General features: G+C 59.7%; 12 protein-coding genes. 1 reads left to right on the top strand and 11 read right to left on the bottom strand.

Annotated features, from left to right (window positions below; genetic code table 11):
* Positions 1–441: 441 nt before the first annotated feature.
* Positions 442–1,614: a hypothetical protein gene (locus RAD15_RS22965; protein ID WP_458180471.1), complete on the top strand. Its 1,173-nt coding sequence runs from the start codon at positions 442–444 to the stop codon at positions 1,612–1,614.
* A gap of 42 nt (positions 1,615–1,656) precedes the next feature.
* On the opposite strand, the gene RAD15_RS22960 is transcribed toward RAD15_RS22965, so the two are convergent.
* The 11 genes from RAD15_RS22960 to RAD15_RS22910 all read right to left on the bottom strand — a co-directional run bounded on the left by RAD15_RS22960 (position 1,657) and on the right by RAD15_RS22910 (position 13,146).
* Positions 1,657–2,532 carry a pPIWI-associating nuclease domain-containing protein gene (locus RAD15_RS22960; RefSeq protein ID WP_458180470.1) on the bottom strand — a complete coding sequence of 292 codons (876 nt, stop codon included), beginning with the start codon at positions 2,530–2,532 and terminating at the stop codon, positions 1,657–1,659.
* A gap of 12 nt (positions 2,533–2,544) precedes the next feature.
* Positions 2,545–3,369, bottom strand: coding sequence for a hypothetical protein (locus RAD15_RS22955; RefSeq protein ID WP_458180469.1), 825 nt, complete (start codon positions 3,367–3,369; stop codon positions 2,545–2,547).
* Positions 3,370–3,377: 8 nt separating this feature from the next.
* Positions 3,378–3,863, bottom strand: coding sequence for a hypothetical protein (locus RAD15_RS22950; protein ID WP_458180468.1), 486 nt, complete (start codon positions 3,861–3,863; stop codon positions 3,378–3,380).
* 160 nt (positions 3,864–4,023) lie between these two features.
* Positions 4,024–4,770, bottom strand: a complete 747-nt coding sequence (qatD, locus tag RAD15_RS22945) for a Qat anti-phage system TatD family nuclease QatD (RefSeq protein ID WP_458180467.1) — start codon at positions 4,768–4,770, stop codon at positions 4,024–4,026.
* A gap of 8 nt (positions 4,771–4,778) precedes the next feature.
* Complete coding sequence (gene qatC / locus RAD15_RS22940; protein ID WP_458180466.1) at positions 4,779–6,131, bottom strand: Qat anti-phage system QueC-like protein QatC; 1,353 nt, start codon at positions 6,129–6,131, stop codon at positions 4,779–4,781.
* Entirely contained in the window at positions 6,128–6,820 is a 693-nt protein-coding gene (qatB, locus tag RAD15_RS22935) for a Qat anti-phage system associated protein QatB (protein WP_458180465.1), read from the bottom strand. Before qatB ends, qatC begins: the two co-directional genes overlap by 4 nt.
* Before the next feature lie 206 nt (positions 6,821–7,026).
* Positions 7,027–8,973, bottom strand: a complete 1,947-nt coding sequence (gene qatA, locus RAD15_RS22930) for a Qat anti-phage system ATPase QatA (RefSeq protein WP_458180464.1) — start codon at positions 8,971–8,973, stop codon at positions 7,027–7,029.
* A gap of 431 nt (positions 8,974–9,404) precedes the next feature.
* Complete coding sequence (locus RAD15_RS22925; RefSeq protein WP_458180463.1) at positions 9,405–10,478, bottom strand: relaxase/mobilization nuclease domain-containing protein; 1,074 nt, start codon at positions 10,476–10,478, stop codon at positions 9,405–9,407.
* Positions 10,475–10,993 (bottom strand): MobC family plasmid mobilization relaxosome protein, encoded by a 519-nt coding sequence (locus RAD15_RS22920; protein WP_458180462.1) that lies wholly within the window; start codon positions 10,991–10,993, stop codon positions 10,475–10,477. The genes RAD15_RS22925 and RAD15_RS22920 overlap by 4 nt, the downstream gene beginning before the upstream one ends.
* 424 nt (positions 10,994–11,417) lie before the next feature.
* The gene (locus tag RAD15_RS22915; protein WP_458180461.1) at positions 11,418–12,395 is read right to left on the bottom strand and encodes a ParB/RepB/Spo0J family partition protein; all 978 of its coding nucleotides are present in this window, start codon (positions 12,393–12,395) and stop codon (positions 11,418–11,420) included.
* On the bottom strand, positions 12,385–13,146 hold the full coding sequence (locus RAD15_RS22910) for a ParA family protein (RefSeq protein WP_458180460.1): 762 nt from the start codon (positions 13,144–13,146) through the stop codon (positions 12,385–12,387). Before RAD15_RS22910 ends, RAD15_RS22915 begins: the two co-directional genes overlap by 11 nt.
* Positions 13,147–13,461 lie beyond the last annotated feature (315 nt).

The following is a 13,461-nucleotide window of genomic DNA, read 5'->3' as shown; positions in this document are numbered from 1 at the left end:
CGCTTCACGAGGTTCTCGTGATTCTTGTAGGTGCCCTCTCGGTTCGGGAAGATGAGATCGTCCTTGCCGGGGAAACGCGTCTTGCCGCGCCACTCGCGAAGAAGGGGTCAACATGCCCTCCCCGAGCGGGATGGTCCGCAGGCCCGCGACGGTCTTGGGTATATCCTCATTGCCATAGGGATCGACGCGGCTCTCAATGCTTGATTCCAGCCGGTCAAAGTCCACATGCCGCCAGCGCAGCGCGTGCAATTCCCCGGCGCGGACGCCTGTCGCGGCGGCGAACATCAATTCAACGCGGAATTCCCCTTCGGCAAGCGATGAGCTGCCGCATGATCTCCTTGCTCGGCGGCGTGACCCTCAAGCGCTTGAAAGACCGTTGCGCGTTCCGACATAATATAAGTAAGCCGACATACGGGAGACATCCCATGCGGGAGGTTGGGCATGACTGAGAGGAATCCGCGATATGACGGGCTCCATGTGTTCAAGCTCGATTTGAACGCGATGCAGCCCGGCGACGTCATCCTGACCCGTAACGCAGAGGCAGCGACGGCAAAAGAAAAGATGACGTCCAACCTGATCGCATTCGTCTCGCGGGGGAACTACAGCCACGCGTTGATGTGTACCGTGCCACCGACGCTCATCGAGGCGATCGGCGACGGGGTCACGAACCTGAACGCGCAGAATTGCTTCGTTCACAACCTCAAGCACATCCGCGTCCTTCGCTATTCCGACCCCGCCATCGCGCGGGCCGCCGCAAGCGCTGGGATGCTATTTTTTTCAAAGGGCTATTCGGTGCCGCGCGCCGTTGCATCGGTGCTGCCGGATGCGCCGCGGTTCCGGCCAAAGGACGACGGCATTTTCTGTTCCGCAGTTGTCGCAGCCGCCTTTCGCACCGCTGGCGCGCCGGAATTCGCGGCGGTCGACCCCATGAGAGTGACACCCGCGTGGCTGCAAAAATCGCCACACTTCCATGACGTCACCGACGATCTCTGCCGACGTATCTTGTCGCCCAATAACATCGAGGAAATGAATGCGCTTGACGGCGCCCGAATGCCCTCCCCCATGGCGGGCCAGTCGGCGCTCTTTCGGTCTTATTTCGGCAGGTTATGCGAGCCTATTGATGAACTCATGGCCGCGCATCCGACGTTGACCGAACATAAGCCAACCAACTTCTTCGAATGTTTGCAATTCATCAGTGCGCTTTGCAGGGCCGCAAGTTGGCTACCGGATGGAGAGGAAGAAAGGGAAGTAAAACGGAAAGCGAGAGTCATTGATGCGCTTGCGTTTGAGCTGCTGTCCGAAGGCAAGCTTCAGGCGATGGAGGGTGCTGCCGAAGCCCGCGACGAGGAAAGCATCCAGTACACCCTAAGTGAATCGTTCAAACCTGATCCCGACATCAACTTAGACGATACGGTTGGAATGATCCGCGCGACGCGGGCCCAGATCATCTCGCGCTCGTCGATCCTGAATGATCCCGAGCGGCCGCCCGGCCATTCGATGGCCTGGGACGAGTGGGAGAGACACACACGGCGATGCTTGGCTTACTTCGAGAGGCGACTTAGCGCGCTCACCGAGGCATTGGACCGAGCCTTTCCCTCCGCCCCGAAGGCTTGAAAAGATCGTTGTGGAGAGCGCGAGGGAGGGCGGGGCGGCTAGCTAATCATCGAAATCGTCGTCGTCCGGCGCCATGCCGTCTCGCCATGAACTCACATCGACCGCGTACTCGGTCTCGCTGAAGGCCATGTTGAGCGGATCGTCTAGCGAGACTTGGATATCGCAATGGAAGGGAAAGGATAAATCGGCTTCGGCTCCATCGCCGCGCCGCATGTCCGAATTCGATCCCCATTGCAGACCGACCGCGATCGTCCCCGTCGCACGGTAACTAATGAAGTGCGCGCCGATCGAACGTACCGATGTCGCGCCCACATAGACTTCCTCGACGGAGTGATGGGTCGCCAACTCATCTACTTCCAGGATCGTGTCGGTCATCAGGGCATTCACGGTCGTATCGTCTAGTTCGTCTTGGATGGCATCCAGAATCGTCTTGCGACATTCGTGATAGGTGTCGAGGAAGTTTCCCAGCGCCTCGATCGCGCCTGAGGCTGCGGCGTCCTGCTCGTCGCGCCCCTCAATGATCGTGTCTTCGCGGCCGTGAACGTGCTTGCTCAGATTATCGACGGCCTTGATGAGCTTTTTCCGGATCGGTGCGATATCGACTTGAAGCGTGTCCTTGACGAACGCGTCGCTCAAGCCGCCTTGAATCGCAAACACGATCCGTTGGCCTCGGGTCGGCACGTTTCCTTCACGCTCCGACACGAACCATTGTGATTGAATGACTTCTTCGACCGGGGCAAGCGTCCCCATCATGTGCTCGAACAGGATGCGCATGGCCGTGCTGAAGAAATTGAGGCGCAGCGGATTGTCGAAATCGCCAAGCGCGTGCTGCGCCCCGGTGATCGTGGTTCGCGAGAAATCATCGAGCGCTTTTGGCTTCAAGTCCGCCAGTTGATCATTCAGCCACGGCAGTGCCATAGACGTATCCCGCTAGATTTCACCACGCCGGACCCGCCGCTCGTGCTTGTAGTCGAAACAGCGGGACATGCGGCTCACGAATTTTCCTTTGTGGAAACGCCATTTCGGCTCGTGGTCAAGCACGATCGTGAAGATGTCACCGGCCATGCTGACGCCAAGGCCATAGAACATCCGCACCAGCACGAGATCGTAAACTTGGAAGGCAAGGCTATTGAAGCGATTGAGCGTGGCGACACTTTCCATGCCTGGATTTTCACCCTTGTCCGTGCGGATCATCGCATGCTGGAACTGCGGAACAGCGCCGTGCACATAGAGCGAGAGGTCGCCATACAGCGACAGGATGGCTGCGTTGGCTTCCTGAGGTTTCTCGAACTCATCGAAATAGCGCAATTCGCCGACATAGTCTTCGAAGTGCTTGCCTCGATCAGCAAGGCCGGCGAGCCGCTCCTCGAATGTCTTCGCATCGGTATGAAAATCGCGGGAAGAGAGTTTGACAGCGGCTTCGAGAAGGAACCGCAACTCCCGCCGTGCGGCGTTCTGCAGGCCCTCCTTGGCGCTTATCGTCACCGCCAGGACCGACTCGCTGAGGGGCGGCGCAAAGCGGAACATGAGGTAATCCTCGGCCGCGCCATAACGCGTACCCTGCGAGCGGATGTAGGACTGGGCCGTCAGCAGATCCGCCGTGATGCCCTCAAGGTAACGCAACCCGTCCTGGAACGGCCGTCTATTCAGCGTCTCCTTCTCGTATTCCTCGCGCTTGACCCGCATCGAACGGAAAATCGCTTCTAGAGGATTTTCCGTGTCATCAGTGCGGTGAGACTCATCGTCTGTCGCCATCACTCATCTCAAAAGAATTGCTGCGGATCATGGAAGGCGGATGACAAGTCATCCCTCTGTTGCATGATCGCGTCGATGACTGCGAGGGCATCGCGCATCAGGTTTGCATCGCGGTCCCGGTCGAAAGGATACATCTTGTTGCCGTGAAATAAGTTATTGCGAACCCGCCAGACGGCATTCAGCAATTGCCTGGTCGTCGTGAGCGCAGGATCTTGATTGCCGAACTGCGGCTGTGCGTCATCCTGAACGTAGAGGTCCTTGGGCGGACGCGCCACGAGCACGGGGGCGATGGCCGCGTCCCGGATGGTCGCAAAAAACTCGGCAGGCAAGTCCGCCGCCAGGCGCTCTCGTGACGCAAGCGCGACCGTTCCTTGCTCGGTCCTTTGAAGGTAGCCGCATTGCTTCATCGCGAACTCAAAGCGGGCGAAGGTCGCGAAGAACCTCAAGGTTTCGTCGGCCGGCAGGCCATTGAGAAGTTCAACGGTACTGAGCATTGAGACGCCGTCCATCCAAGCAACGTTCTGCGATCTCAAGAGGCTCGCGGAATCTTTCTCCGATCGGATCGTGCCGGCCCGGGCTTGCCTCGCTCATGTTATTGTCGCCTTGCTCGTCAGGCTTGAAACATAACCGTTGGCGCGCTCAGAAATCGAGACATCATTCAGAAACGAGCCGCTTGAGATTCTTCGCCACGATCTCGGCAAGTTCCGCCGACGGCATCGCTCGAAGCCGCGCGAGGTCCTCGATTGTCTCGCGGACATCCGAGGGCCTCGCGGGACGACCTTCGATTTGGACAAACGGTCCATCTGTTTCCGTAAGCAACCTGTCGATCGGCAGGGCCGCAACGGTCTTGCTGTGCCGTTCATGGCGCAACATCTCGCGGTTGATCGAAAAATATGCGCCCAGCCTGATCGCACGCTCGGCTTCGGACCGTGTTCCCGTAAACCAATGTAGGACGGCGGTTCCACGAGAGCGCGGCAAGAACGCCTCCAGCATGTCGATCACTTGGCGTGCCGCTCGTACGCTGTGAATCGTGAGGATCTTCCCGCCTTGATCGGCACAATCGCGCAGGATGGTCTCAAAGACCTGTTTCTGGATATCGAAGGACGAGTAGAACCTGGGTCCGGCATCGAGGCCAACTTCGCCAACATAGCGAGAGCTGGGCAAGTATTCGCGCCAGAGGCCAAGCTCGCTCGCGCGTTCCCTGACCAGCTGAGGGTGCAACCCGAGGGCCGCCCGCACATACTTCGTTTTCGATGCGAGAACCTGATTGCGCGACCATGCGCGCGGCGTCGTGGTCACGGCAAGCGTGAAAATGCCTGCCCGATCGCACTCGTCGACGATCTGGGGATGGTCGGGGTAGAGGTCGAGATGACAATGAAAGTCAACAAGATGGCTGGTCATGCGGATACTCAGGAAGGCTGGGTCCGGACACCCCTTAACAACGCGCCAACCTCCTCCAGTCCACGCTTATACACGGCAGCAAGCTCGGGAATTGCCTGAGGATCGTCAGATAGTGGTCCTGGCTTATGTATTAAGAGCTTTTCAAGGCCCGGCCGCGCTCGCAGCCTTTCTGCCGCATACTGGAAAGATCGAATTTGCTCCCCTCGTGCGGTTCGTGGGTCCCACGCCTGGGCGCGAAGATCGGGAACGGTGTAGACCGTCGGATCTCCCACGGCATGGAGCGACGCCCGCCGGATCAGGCACGGCAAGCAGTATCCGCAGTGTTGCGTGCCATGCCCTTGCCATCGCCCCTTGGTCGGAGACGCACAGGAAAGGCTGCTCGGCACGATCGTTTGGAGAAGAGCTGAATTGCAGCACGACCCAACCATTTCGCCTTTGGTCTTGTTCCAGTATGGGTTCTCGATGCGGCCAGCGATCCCCAAAACCCTCAGCAGCTCGTTCCAACGGGCGATATAGAACGGGTGTGTAGTTCGTGTGCTCAATGCCCCGAGGCGTAATGCGTCGAGCGGAACATTGAGGGCGATAAGCCCGTTCTCAGGCGCATAGAGAACGAAGTCGCGGCGCAAGCCCGATCCCGCAAATACGCCGAGCGCGAAGAAGAGAAACGACCGACCCCGCGTGGTTTCTTCCGAAGCCACGTCGCGGACGAGGTTCTTTGCAAAAGCCATCCAGGTTCGGAGCCGCCTGAACGAGCTTTCCTTGTATTGGTGCGTGAGAGCGTCGAAGCAATCATCCTGCGATTTGCTGACGGCTGGCTCACCCGCGTGACTCACAAGAAGCGGGATACCGCCCGCCTCCAGCTGGTCGATCGCGCCGATCAAACTGTCGAGGCCGCCCGAAAACAAGCTTACCATCGTAAAGGGGGGCGCGATTAAATCGGCCTGCGGCACGATTTGGCCGAATGTAGCCGGGCGTGGCCGAAATTCGACGACCCAGCGATCACCCGTGAGAAAATTCAACATTCGGTGCAGGACGGGCCTAGCATTATTCCATCGCGCCACGTCACTGACCGGCACCACGAGCCGAAGCTCACGTGTCCAGTCATCTTGAGATTCAGTGGAGCGCGAGATCCTCGTGTCGGCAGCGTACACTTGCGCGGCGAGGACTACGAGATCCAGCGCCACCTCGCTTGGAAACACGTGCATCGCCTTGAGGTCCGTGAGCGCGCCACCGATCCCGTGATCGAGGACTTTGTCGTAACTCACGAGATCGAACTGCGTCCCAACCTCTTCCATAGCGGCAGGAGCAAGGTTGCCGCGGTCTTTCGCACCAAAATAACTTTGAACGAGATGCTTGGTCATAGGTGAGCGACACCTTCTCCAAGAGTCTGCAGCACATCGAAGGCGGCTTCATACACGCTTTCGACATACCGCAATGCCCGGTCTTGCGTGAGAGGGCCGGCCTCGGCGCGTGCCGACGTCAGCGCGTCGCTGACCGCGCGTTGGACGAAATCGTGAAGTTGGTCTTGGACCCGCGTTACCGCAGCCACATCGGACGGAAGCTTGATTCCGTTCTTACCGATGTCATTGAAAATGCGCGCTTCGATCGCATGCGTTGCAAAGATTTCAAAAACGGTTTGCATTTGGTCGGCCGTGAGGCTGTTGAGATCGCTTATGCCCTCTCCGGCTAGATCGGCGATGGTGTCAATGAATGCATCACGGGCTATGCCATCATCGACCGACCCGCCTTCCGGACAAACGTAGTCTGCCAACCCCACGAAAACTTCGTCGATGGGTCTTCCCGCAAGGGCGCCCAGATTCAGGGCGCGCAAGGCCTCAACAGGTCCGCGCGCCTGGGCATCCGAAAGGAAAGCATAAAGTCGCGCGCCGGCGCCGCGTGATGCTCCCATGCGGCGTGCGGCTTGACGGGCGCCTCCGGCCGCTGTCGACACATAACCTGAGACGGCGCGTCCAAGTGAGCCGCGGTCCGATCCGCCAGAGCGTGCGAACTTCGAGAAGTTCGTACGGGGAGCCGTAAATCGGCTCGGCATGGGAGCCTGTTGCTGTTGTCTCACGGGAGGCTGATCCGGTAGAGACGGCGGCGGGCTTGGGCTCCCATCGGGGCTCTCCGGCATCGTGGGGACCGCGCTTGGCGGACTCGCAGGCGGCGATGCCGCTCCGGGCACTGGATCATCGACCCAGCTCGGAACGAGCGGCGTACCGTTGCCGGGGCCGCCATATGATCCCGATGTCCCCATTAGCCGCGTCGCGCCCTCACTTTGAGAGCACCCCCCGCGGTTGCCTTCAGCGCCGGGTTCTTTGCCGAGGCGGCCCATCCCTCGATCAATTTCGTCAACCGCGCCGCCGCTGACGGCTCGGTGATGGCGTCCGCCCAGCCTGACACTGGCCACGCTCCGCAGCGATCCGTCGGGAGCGCCTCAAGGAAATCCAGGAGATTGGGCTGTAGCGCCGCGTGCGCTTTCACGAGGACGGTCATTCCCGCGACCCCCGGCGGCTCGGTGACCAATGAATCCTCGCCCATGATCCGCGCCCGCAACGCTTCGAACACCTGCGCTGCCTCTGGCGCCGCGAGCTTTCCCAACTCCGGTTCAAGACCCTGGACGCCAATTTTTGGCCCGAGCAGCCTGTCGACGACACCGGCAAGATGACCGAGCGCAGAGGCGGCACCAAAATAGTCCTTCCTGTCCTTCGTGACGAACAGATAAGGCCGAAGGTCCGTGGTCGCGAGTGAGGGCGTGATCTGCCCCCAGGCACGAATGGGGGAGGATGACAACCATTCGGTAAGAAGAGCGCTCTCGCTTACATCGGGCACGGCTTCGGCTGCCTTCTCGGACTTCCGCTCCGCCGTTCCCTTCTTGGATGGTTGCTCAGCCGCAACACTTTCCAGCACTGCCAACTCTTCGCACAAGCCCTTCTTGTGGGCGGCAGCAGCGTAGGCGATCTGATCGAATAATCGCGGGATGAATCGCTCGGCCAACATCAGCTTCGCCAATATGGGCAGCTTGACATCATCGCCGAACCCGCGTGCTTCGGCCATGCGCTGGCGAAGCAGCAGCGAGTTCAAGAACCGCTTGATCTGCCGCGGATTGCCCTGCGCGCCGCGGCCAAGGATTGGCCCGATCTGGTCACTCAGTGTTACTGCATTCTGGGCAGTCGTAGCGTTGGCGCCAAGTGCTTCCTTGATCGCGGCAAAGTCGAGCGGCGCGCTCTCCCACGGTCGCTTCAGGCGTTCACGCGCTGTCGCGATCAGTTTCGTGAAGCTAGGATCGGTGTCCCCGAGTTCCGCCCCGACAAGCAACAGCGTCACGTAGATGCGCGTTTCAGTCTCGCCAAGCGCTGGAATCCGGAACGGGACTTGAATCAGCTTTTCAAGGTAATTGCGCGCATAGTCGCGTGGTCCCGTCGTGTCAGGCAGCTCCGGGAAATGCTTGCGTACGGAATACTCGATCATCGCCTCATCGGCGGCGACCACGAAAGCGGTACCCGACGTGAAGACGAAGAGACGTATGGCCTCAAGCGTCTCGATCGCGGTGTCGGGCAAACAGCGATCCAAATCGTCAACGAGGACGATCAATTGCTTGATGCCGGCGTCGCTCAACAACTTATCAAATGCCTTGCGGAACTCAGTAATTTCCTCGGGAACGTGCTTCGGCTCGGCGTCAGGCTTCAAGACAGATTTTACACCCTCGATCGCCGCGGTGATGTTCTCTTTCGTGGCCAGTTTGGTGGGATCGGCCAGCATGTCGTGGAGGCCGCTGGTAATGGTTTGGATCTGTTCTGGTGTTGGAATTCCGGTGAAGGCGGTAAAGGCCAGGCCGCCGCCATGCTTTGCGACCTTCAGCCAATCAATGCGGCGGAAGAGGTCTTTGACACCCGCACTTGCCTTCGTCAGCAAGGGACGCTTTTCGAGTAGGCCAGTGACGATGCCTTCGATCAGCGCGATCTTCGCGTCCTCGAAGCCTTGGAAGCGCCAACCATTGAATTTCAGGCACAGCACATCGTGGTCATCGGCGAGGCCCGCCTCGATCATCTCCAAGATGCTCGATTTGCCAGCGCCCCAATCCCCATGGACGCCTACGGTGACGGGCTGGGCACGCTGATCACGAAGCAGCTTCGTGATGGTTGCGGCTATGGCTTCGTTGTTGAGCAGATCGACGCGTGTTTCGTTGTCGGCAAGTATCATGGCCGCCGTATCCCCCGAGAATACTCATCAAGTATGCGAACGCTGGCACGTTTCAATCGCACGCTAAACGCGTGTCTTGTTCATCGAACAGCTTTGATAAGAACAGAAATCGGAACGGATTTCCTGTGCCAATCATGTGCCATGTAGAAAATTGTAACGCTCGGCAACCAATCGGAGCGACACCCCGTAGTACATTGATATAACTAGAACAATGTTGGAATTGCCGACAAGGGCTGGGAACCCCTTGCAAAACGAGGAAAAGCCCTCCAATGGCGTGCTTTTGTCGTTCTATATCAATAGTTTAGCTTGGTTGCGGGGATAGGATTTGAACTTATGACCTTCAGCTTATGAGCCTGACGGTGTCCGTAGCGGCCTTGGCGACTCCCCATGGCGGCAGAGACCAAATCCAGCTCGAGAGTATTTGGCCCAACCTACCTGGTCGGCTCCTGGCCTCTTGTCTTGTGCCACTCCTCTTTACCAACGCCTTGCTCCGCGCTGCGACGCCGAGTACTGGCCAGTTCCGAAAGCTCTTTCTTCAGCGCATGCTGGCGAGTTTCGACAGCAGGCATGTCGTCGACGAATTGTCGAATCTGTTGCGCCAGCCCGTGATCTGCTTCCGCTCCAGAGCGCTGTAGCTCGGCGGCATAGTCGAGATAACGCCGCCGGATCGCGTCCTGACGCGACTTGATCTGTTCGTCCCAAGGATGTTTGGCAGTCTTGCCACCCCTCACCTCCGAAAGCACCTCTTTACGAGCGAGCCGATCGACATCGGGCGTGATCTTTCGCTTGCGCATAGCGAGGACCGCCCCACGATCGGCCTTTCGAACCCGTCCGCGGGTTCGCCGCGGCGTGGCCTCCGCCGCGATCCCGCGAAGCCGGAGTTCGCCGGCAAACCGCTCCCGCCAGGCCTGAAGATCCGCCTTGCGAGGGTTAAGGCGCTTGCCGTCATGGCCCAGCGACCGAACGGTCAAGTGCACGTGGGGATGCTTGTCATCAAGGTGCTGGACGAAGACGTAGTCGTGATCGTAGCCGAACGTCTCGATGGCAAATGCCCGAGCTGAATCCTTGACCGCGACGGCATCGGTACCAGCCGGCATTGACAGAATGATGTTGACCGAAAGCGATCCGTCGCGACGGCGCTTGTTGTCGAGACCGGCATCATCCTCCCAGCGTTGCTGCAGGTCTTTCAATCCCGAACGACCTGCCAGCATTGCGCCCTGCTCTGTTTCTGCGTCGAGCTCGCCGTTTCGCGTGATGTATGCGAGGTGCGACTTGAGATGCCCCACGCTCTTGGTGCGGCCGGTAATCTTGACCATCACCTCCGGCGCTCGGCGCACGATGCGTTCGAGCTTTGCGCTCATCGCCGGCGTAAGGCGGCCCGGAGCGGCAGGATCGGGGATATCCCACTCGGCCCTCCGCGGGCGCCGATTAGGCGTTTCCCAGACATACGAGATCGGCGGAAGTTCGGACGCCAGGTCGGTCGGTCGTGGCGGGCGCCGGCTCATGGCCGTCCATCCCAATAATCCGCGTTGCCGCACAGCGCATTGCGCAATTGCGCGAGCTCTCTTTCGATGACCAGTTTGGCCTCTTGAATTTCCGATAGATCGGGCTCAACTGCCCTGCCCTGCAGCACACTAGTATTTGCGGCACGCGCGATCTGGTTGATGTTGCCGCCGATCCGATTGAGCTCGCGAACGATCGCACGAAGCGCGTCATGCTCGTTCGGGGAATGCTGCACGGGTGATCCCAACCGCGAGCGCACCAGCGCAACGATCCAGCCAGTTCGCGTCATGCCACGCTGATGTGAGACCTCCGCGAGCTGCCGCATCTCGCTCTCGCGAAACCGCACGGTCACCTTTTCCGGTCGTCCTATCGGCAACGCCAAGATGCGTGGCCTTGGTGCAGCTAGTGCATCAGCAATGAGACGCCGCAGCAGCGCGGATTTGCCGCCCTGGGTCGCTGCAAACGCAGAAAACTCCGCCGCGACTTCATCGGAGACGCGAAGCGAGATCAGAGCCATGCACGCCAATCCCAATCGCGATGTAATACATCGCTGGCGCGAAGCCTATCCTGCACTAGAAAACGCGAATCCCTCCACCCCCTCCATGTTGGTTCAAACCATCGGGCTCGGCGGTCAAGATTCTGCCGTTGACGCAGGTGAGATCCAACACAGCCGACGACCGATGGGGAGAGCTCTTCCGGGAATGGCGCAGCCGTCACCCCTACTACTTGTACTTCACGAACATCGCGCGGGCGGGCTCGCAACATTGGCACCGAGTATGTGGACCGCGGCTTTCCAGCAGCCTCCGGCCTCTCTACGGCGCTGTGGGGGGCGCGTTCGGCCTCCGGCTGCTGCGCTAACGCGCCATCCTTCGGATGGGAAATCCGCTCTGCCGGCGCACCAACTGCAGCAGTGTTTCTGAGGACGCTGTTTATGAGCAGCTTCATGCCGACACGATCTCCTCGATCGTGAGGGTCGATGCTGGAACCTCTTCCGCTACTTCTGCGCCATCGATCAGCAGCACGGCGTGGCGTGGGCCTAGAGACGCGAGCCGATCGATCAGAAGACAGCCCGTTCGATCTTGGTGACGCACCCTGATCGTCAGCGATGGACCCATTCGCTCGCGCCGATTGACCGAGGAATTGGGGAGCTTTCCCGCGGCAGCCGCCCCACAGCTTCTCTCTATGGGTTGCGATGCCACTTGCGGTGCGACCGGGCCTCGTGGTGATTGAGCTCCAGGAGTTCCTTCGTCATCAGAGGAACCGCGGACTTTCGTGCGAACTTGGCGAGCCAGTTGGCGGGCGTGTGAGTCGGTGAAGCTTTCCTGTGCTGCGCATAAGGCCTCGACGGCGTTGGGCTGCTCACGCCAAGCCTGGTAGAGTTCATACACAGCACGGATTGATGAGCCGGCAAGCTTCGACCGAAGGAACTCCGGCATATTCTGGACCGAGGCGTAGCGTGACACCCAGTCCCTGGGTTTGCCCAGCTTGCGCGAGATGTCGGCTTGGTTGTCACCCTGCTCTAAGCGGTCCGCGATGAACGCCGCAATTTCGGGGGCATCGAGGTCATCGCGCTGGATATTCTCGATCATCTGAACATAACGATCCGCGGAACCAGCCGCATGAATGAAAGCCGGGATGTCACGGAGCCCGGCGCGCTTGGCAGCACGATACCGCCTCGCACCCATGACGATCACATACCGGCCTTCCTCGGTCGCGTGCCGCAGCACGATCGGTTGCAGCACGCCATGCTGACGGACCGATTCCGCAAGCTCCTCGAGCTTGTGTTCGTCGAAGCTGCGACGGGGCTGGTCCGGGTCTTCGTCAATGCGGTCGATAGAGATGCAAGTCGGTTGCCCGATTGTGGCGGCACCATCTTCCGCGGCGGAGATGAGCTGCTTAAAGCTGAGATCAAGCGCCATGTGCCGACTCGTCCATCTGCGCGACGATCTTGGCGAGAACATCGCGGATTTCCCGACCAGCCTCCTGTGCAGAGCGGCGCTTCAGCTTCCAGACCGGCAGGCGTTCCGCGACGGCTTCAGCGTAGCCGTCCCTTGCAACGATCTGGCCCGGGAACACATATTTGCCAGCCTCGCGCAAGAGTTGCTCAAGATGCGTCCTTTGACGCGGCGATTTCGTGTTGAAGTTCGAGGGCAGCAGCCCGAGGAACTTCGTATCCTGGCGCCCGTAGCGCCTCTGCACGCCGATCACGGTCTGCATCAGACCTTTGACGCCCTTGATCGAATAGTCCTCCAGATAGATAGGGGCCAGCACATGCGACGCCGCAACCAAACAGCCGACACTTCGAAGTCCAAGTGACGGCGGCGTATCGATCACGCAGGCATCGAACTGACCCGACGCGATCGCAAGGTTCTCTTGCAGGGTCGTTATGGCGGCCGCATTGCTGCGATCGAGATCAGTCAATGAGCTATCGGCCGGCGCGAGCGTCAGGCCTTCATCGGCTCGAGGTACGACCCGTATCCCCGGTTTAAACAAATCCGCGGCCAACGTCGAACCGGCGTACTGCCTCAAAGTGTCTGACGCATTGCTCTGCGCATCAACGTCGATCACGAGAACACGAAGATTCGCTTCCGCCATGAACCAAGCCAAATGCACAGCGAGAGTCGTCTTGCCGACCCCGCCCTTTTGATTGTTGATGACAATGGTCTTCATATTAGGGTCCGAAATGGGTCTGACGGCGCGGGGGGTATCCATCGTCCGTCATGTCGTGGGGGATGTTGGTTTGAACCAACAGCGATCGCGAATCCGATCGTGGGAACGATCCCCAAATTCATCCAGCGAATCCCCTGCCAGAAGAGTCAGGTCACTCCGGGCATCGGGAGGAGAAAACCCTGGGAAGCGAGACTGGATCGTGCTCGTTACTGTGGCACTGAGACGCCGTCGCGAGAGGATCGTCACGCGAATGCGCGGAGACCGCTTGTGGGCTCCGGGAGCGTCGCCGCGGCGGCGCGAGTTGAGCCGTCTCCG

The sequence above is a fragment of the Bradyrhizobium sp. 14AA genome (genome assembly GCF_054185205.1).
The sequence above is the reverse complement of the archived record's forward strand: the minus strand, read 5'-3'. Positions and strand labels throughout refer to the sequence as shown.

Coding starts and splice junctions, on each gene's coding strand:
- qatB (WP_458180465.1), bottom strand. CDS start 6,820: ATGCCGAGCCGATTTACGGCTCCCCGTACGAACTTCTCGAAGTTCGCA.
- RAD15_RS22920 (WP_458180462.1), bottom strand. CDS start 10,993: ATGGCTCTGATCTCGCTTCGCGTCTCCGATGAAGTCGCGGCGGAGTTT.
- RAD15_RS22915 (WP_458180461.1), bottom strand. CDS start 12,395: ATGGCGCTTGATCTCAGCTTTAAGCAGCTCATCTCCGCCGCGGAAGAT.
- RAD15_RS22910 (WP_458180460.1), bottom strand. CDS start 13,146: ATGAAGACCATTGTCATCAACAATCAAAAGGGCGGGGTCGGCAAGACG.
- qatA (WP_458180464.1), bottom strand. CDS start 8,973: ATGATACTTGCCGACAACGAAACACGCGTCGATCTGCTCAACAACGAA.
- RAD15_RS22950 (WP_458180468.1), bottom strand. CDS start 3,863: ATGCTCAGTACCGTTGAACTTCTCAATGGCCTGCCGGCCGACGAAACC.
- RAD15_RS22955 (WP_458180469.1), bottom strand. CDS start 3,369: ATGGCGACAGACGATGAGTCTCACCGCACTGATGACACGGAAAATCCT.
- qatC (WP_458180466.1), bottom strand. CDS start 6,131: ATGACCAAGCATCTCGTTCAAAGTTATTTTGGTGCGAAAGACCGCGGC.
- RAD15_RS22925 (WP_458180463.1), bottom strand. CDS start 10,478: ATGAGCCGGCGCCCGCCACGACCGACCGACCTGGCGTCCGAACTTCCG.
- qatD (WP_458180467.1), bottom strand. CDS start 4,770: ATGACCAGCCATCTTGTTGACTTTCATTGTCATCTCGACCTCTACCCC.
- RAD15_RS22960 (WP_458180470.1), bottom strand. CDS start 2,532: ATGGCACTGCCGTGGCTGAATGATCAACTGGCGGACTTGAAGCCAAAA.
- RAD15_RS22965 (WP_458180471.1), top strand. CDS start 442: ATGACTGAGAGGAATCCGCGATATGACGGGCTCCATGTGTTCAAGCTC.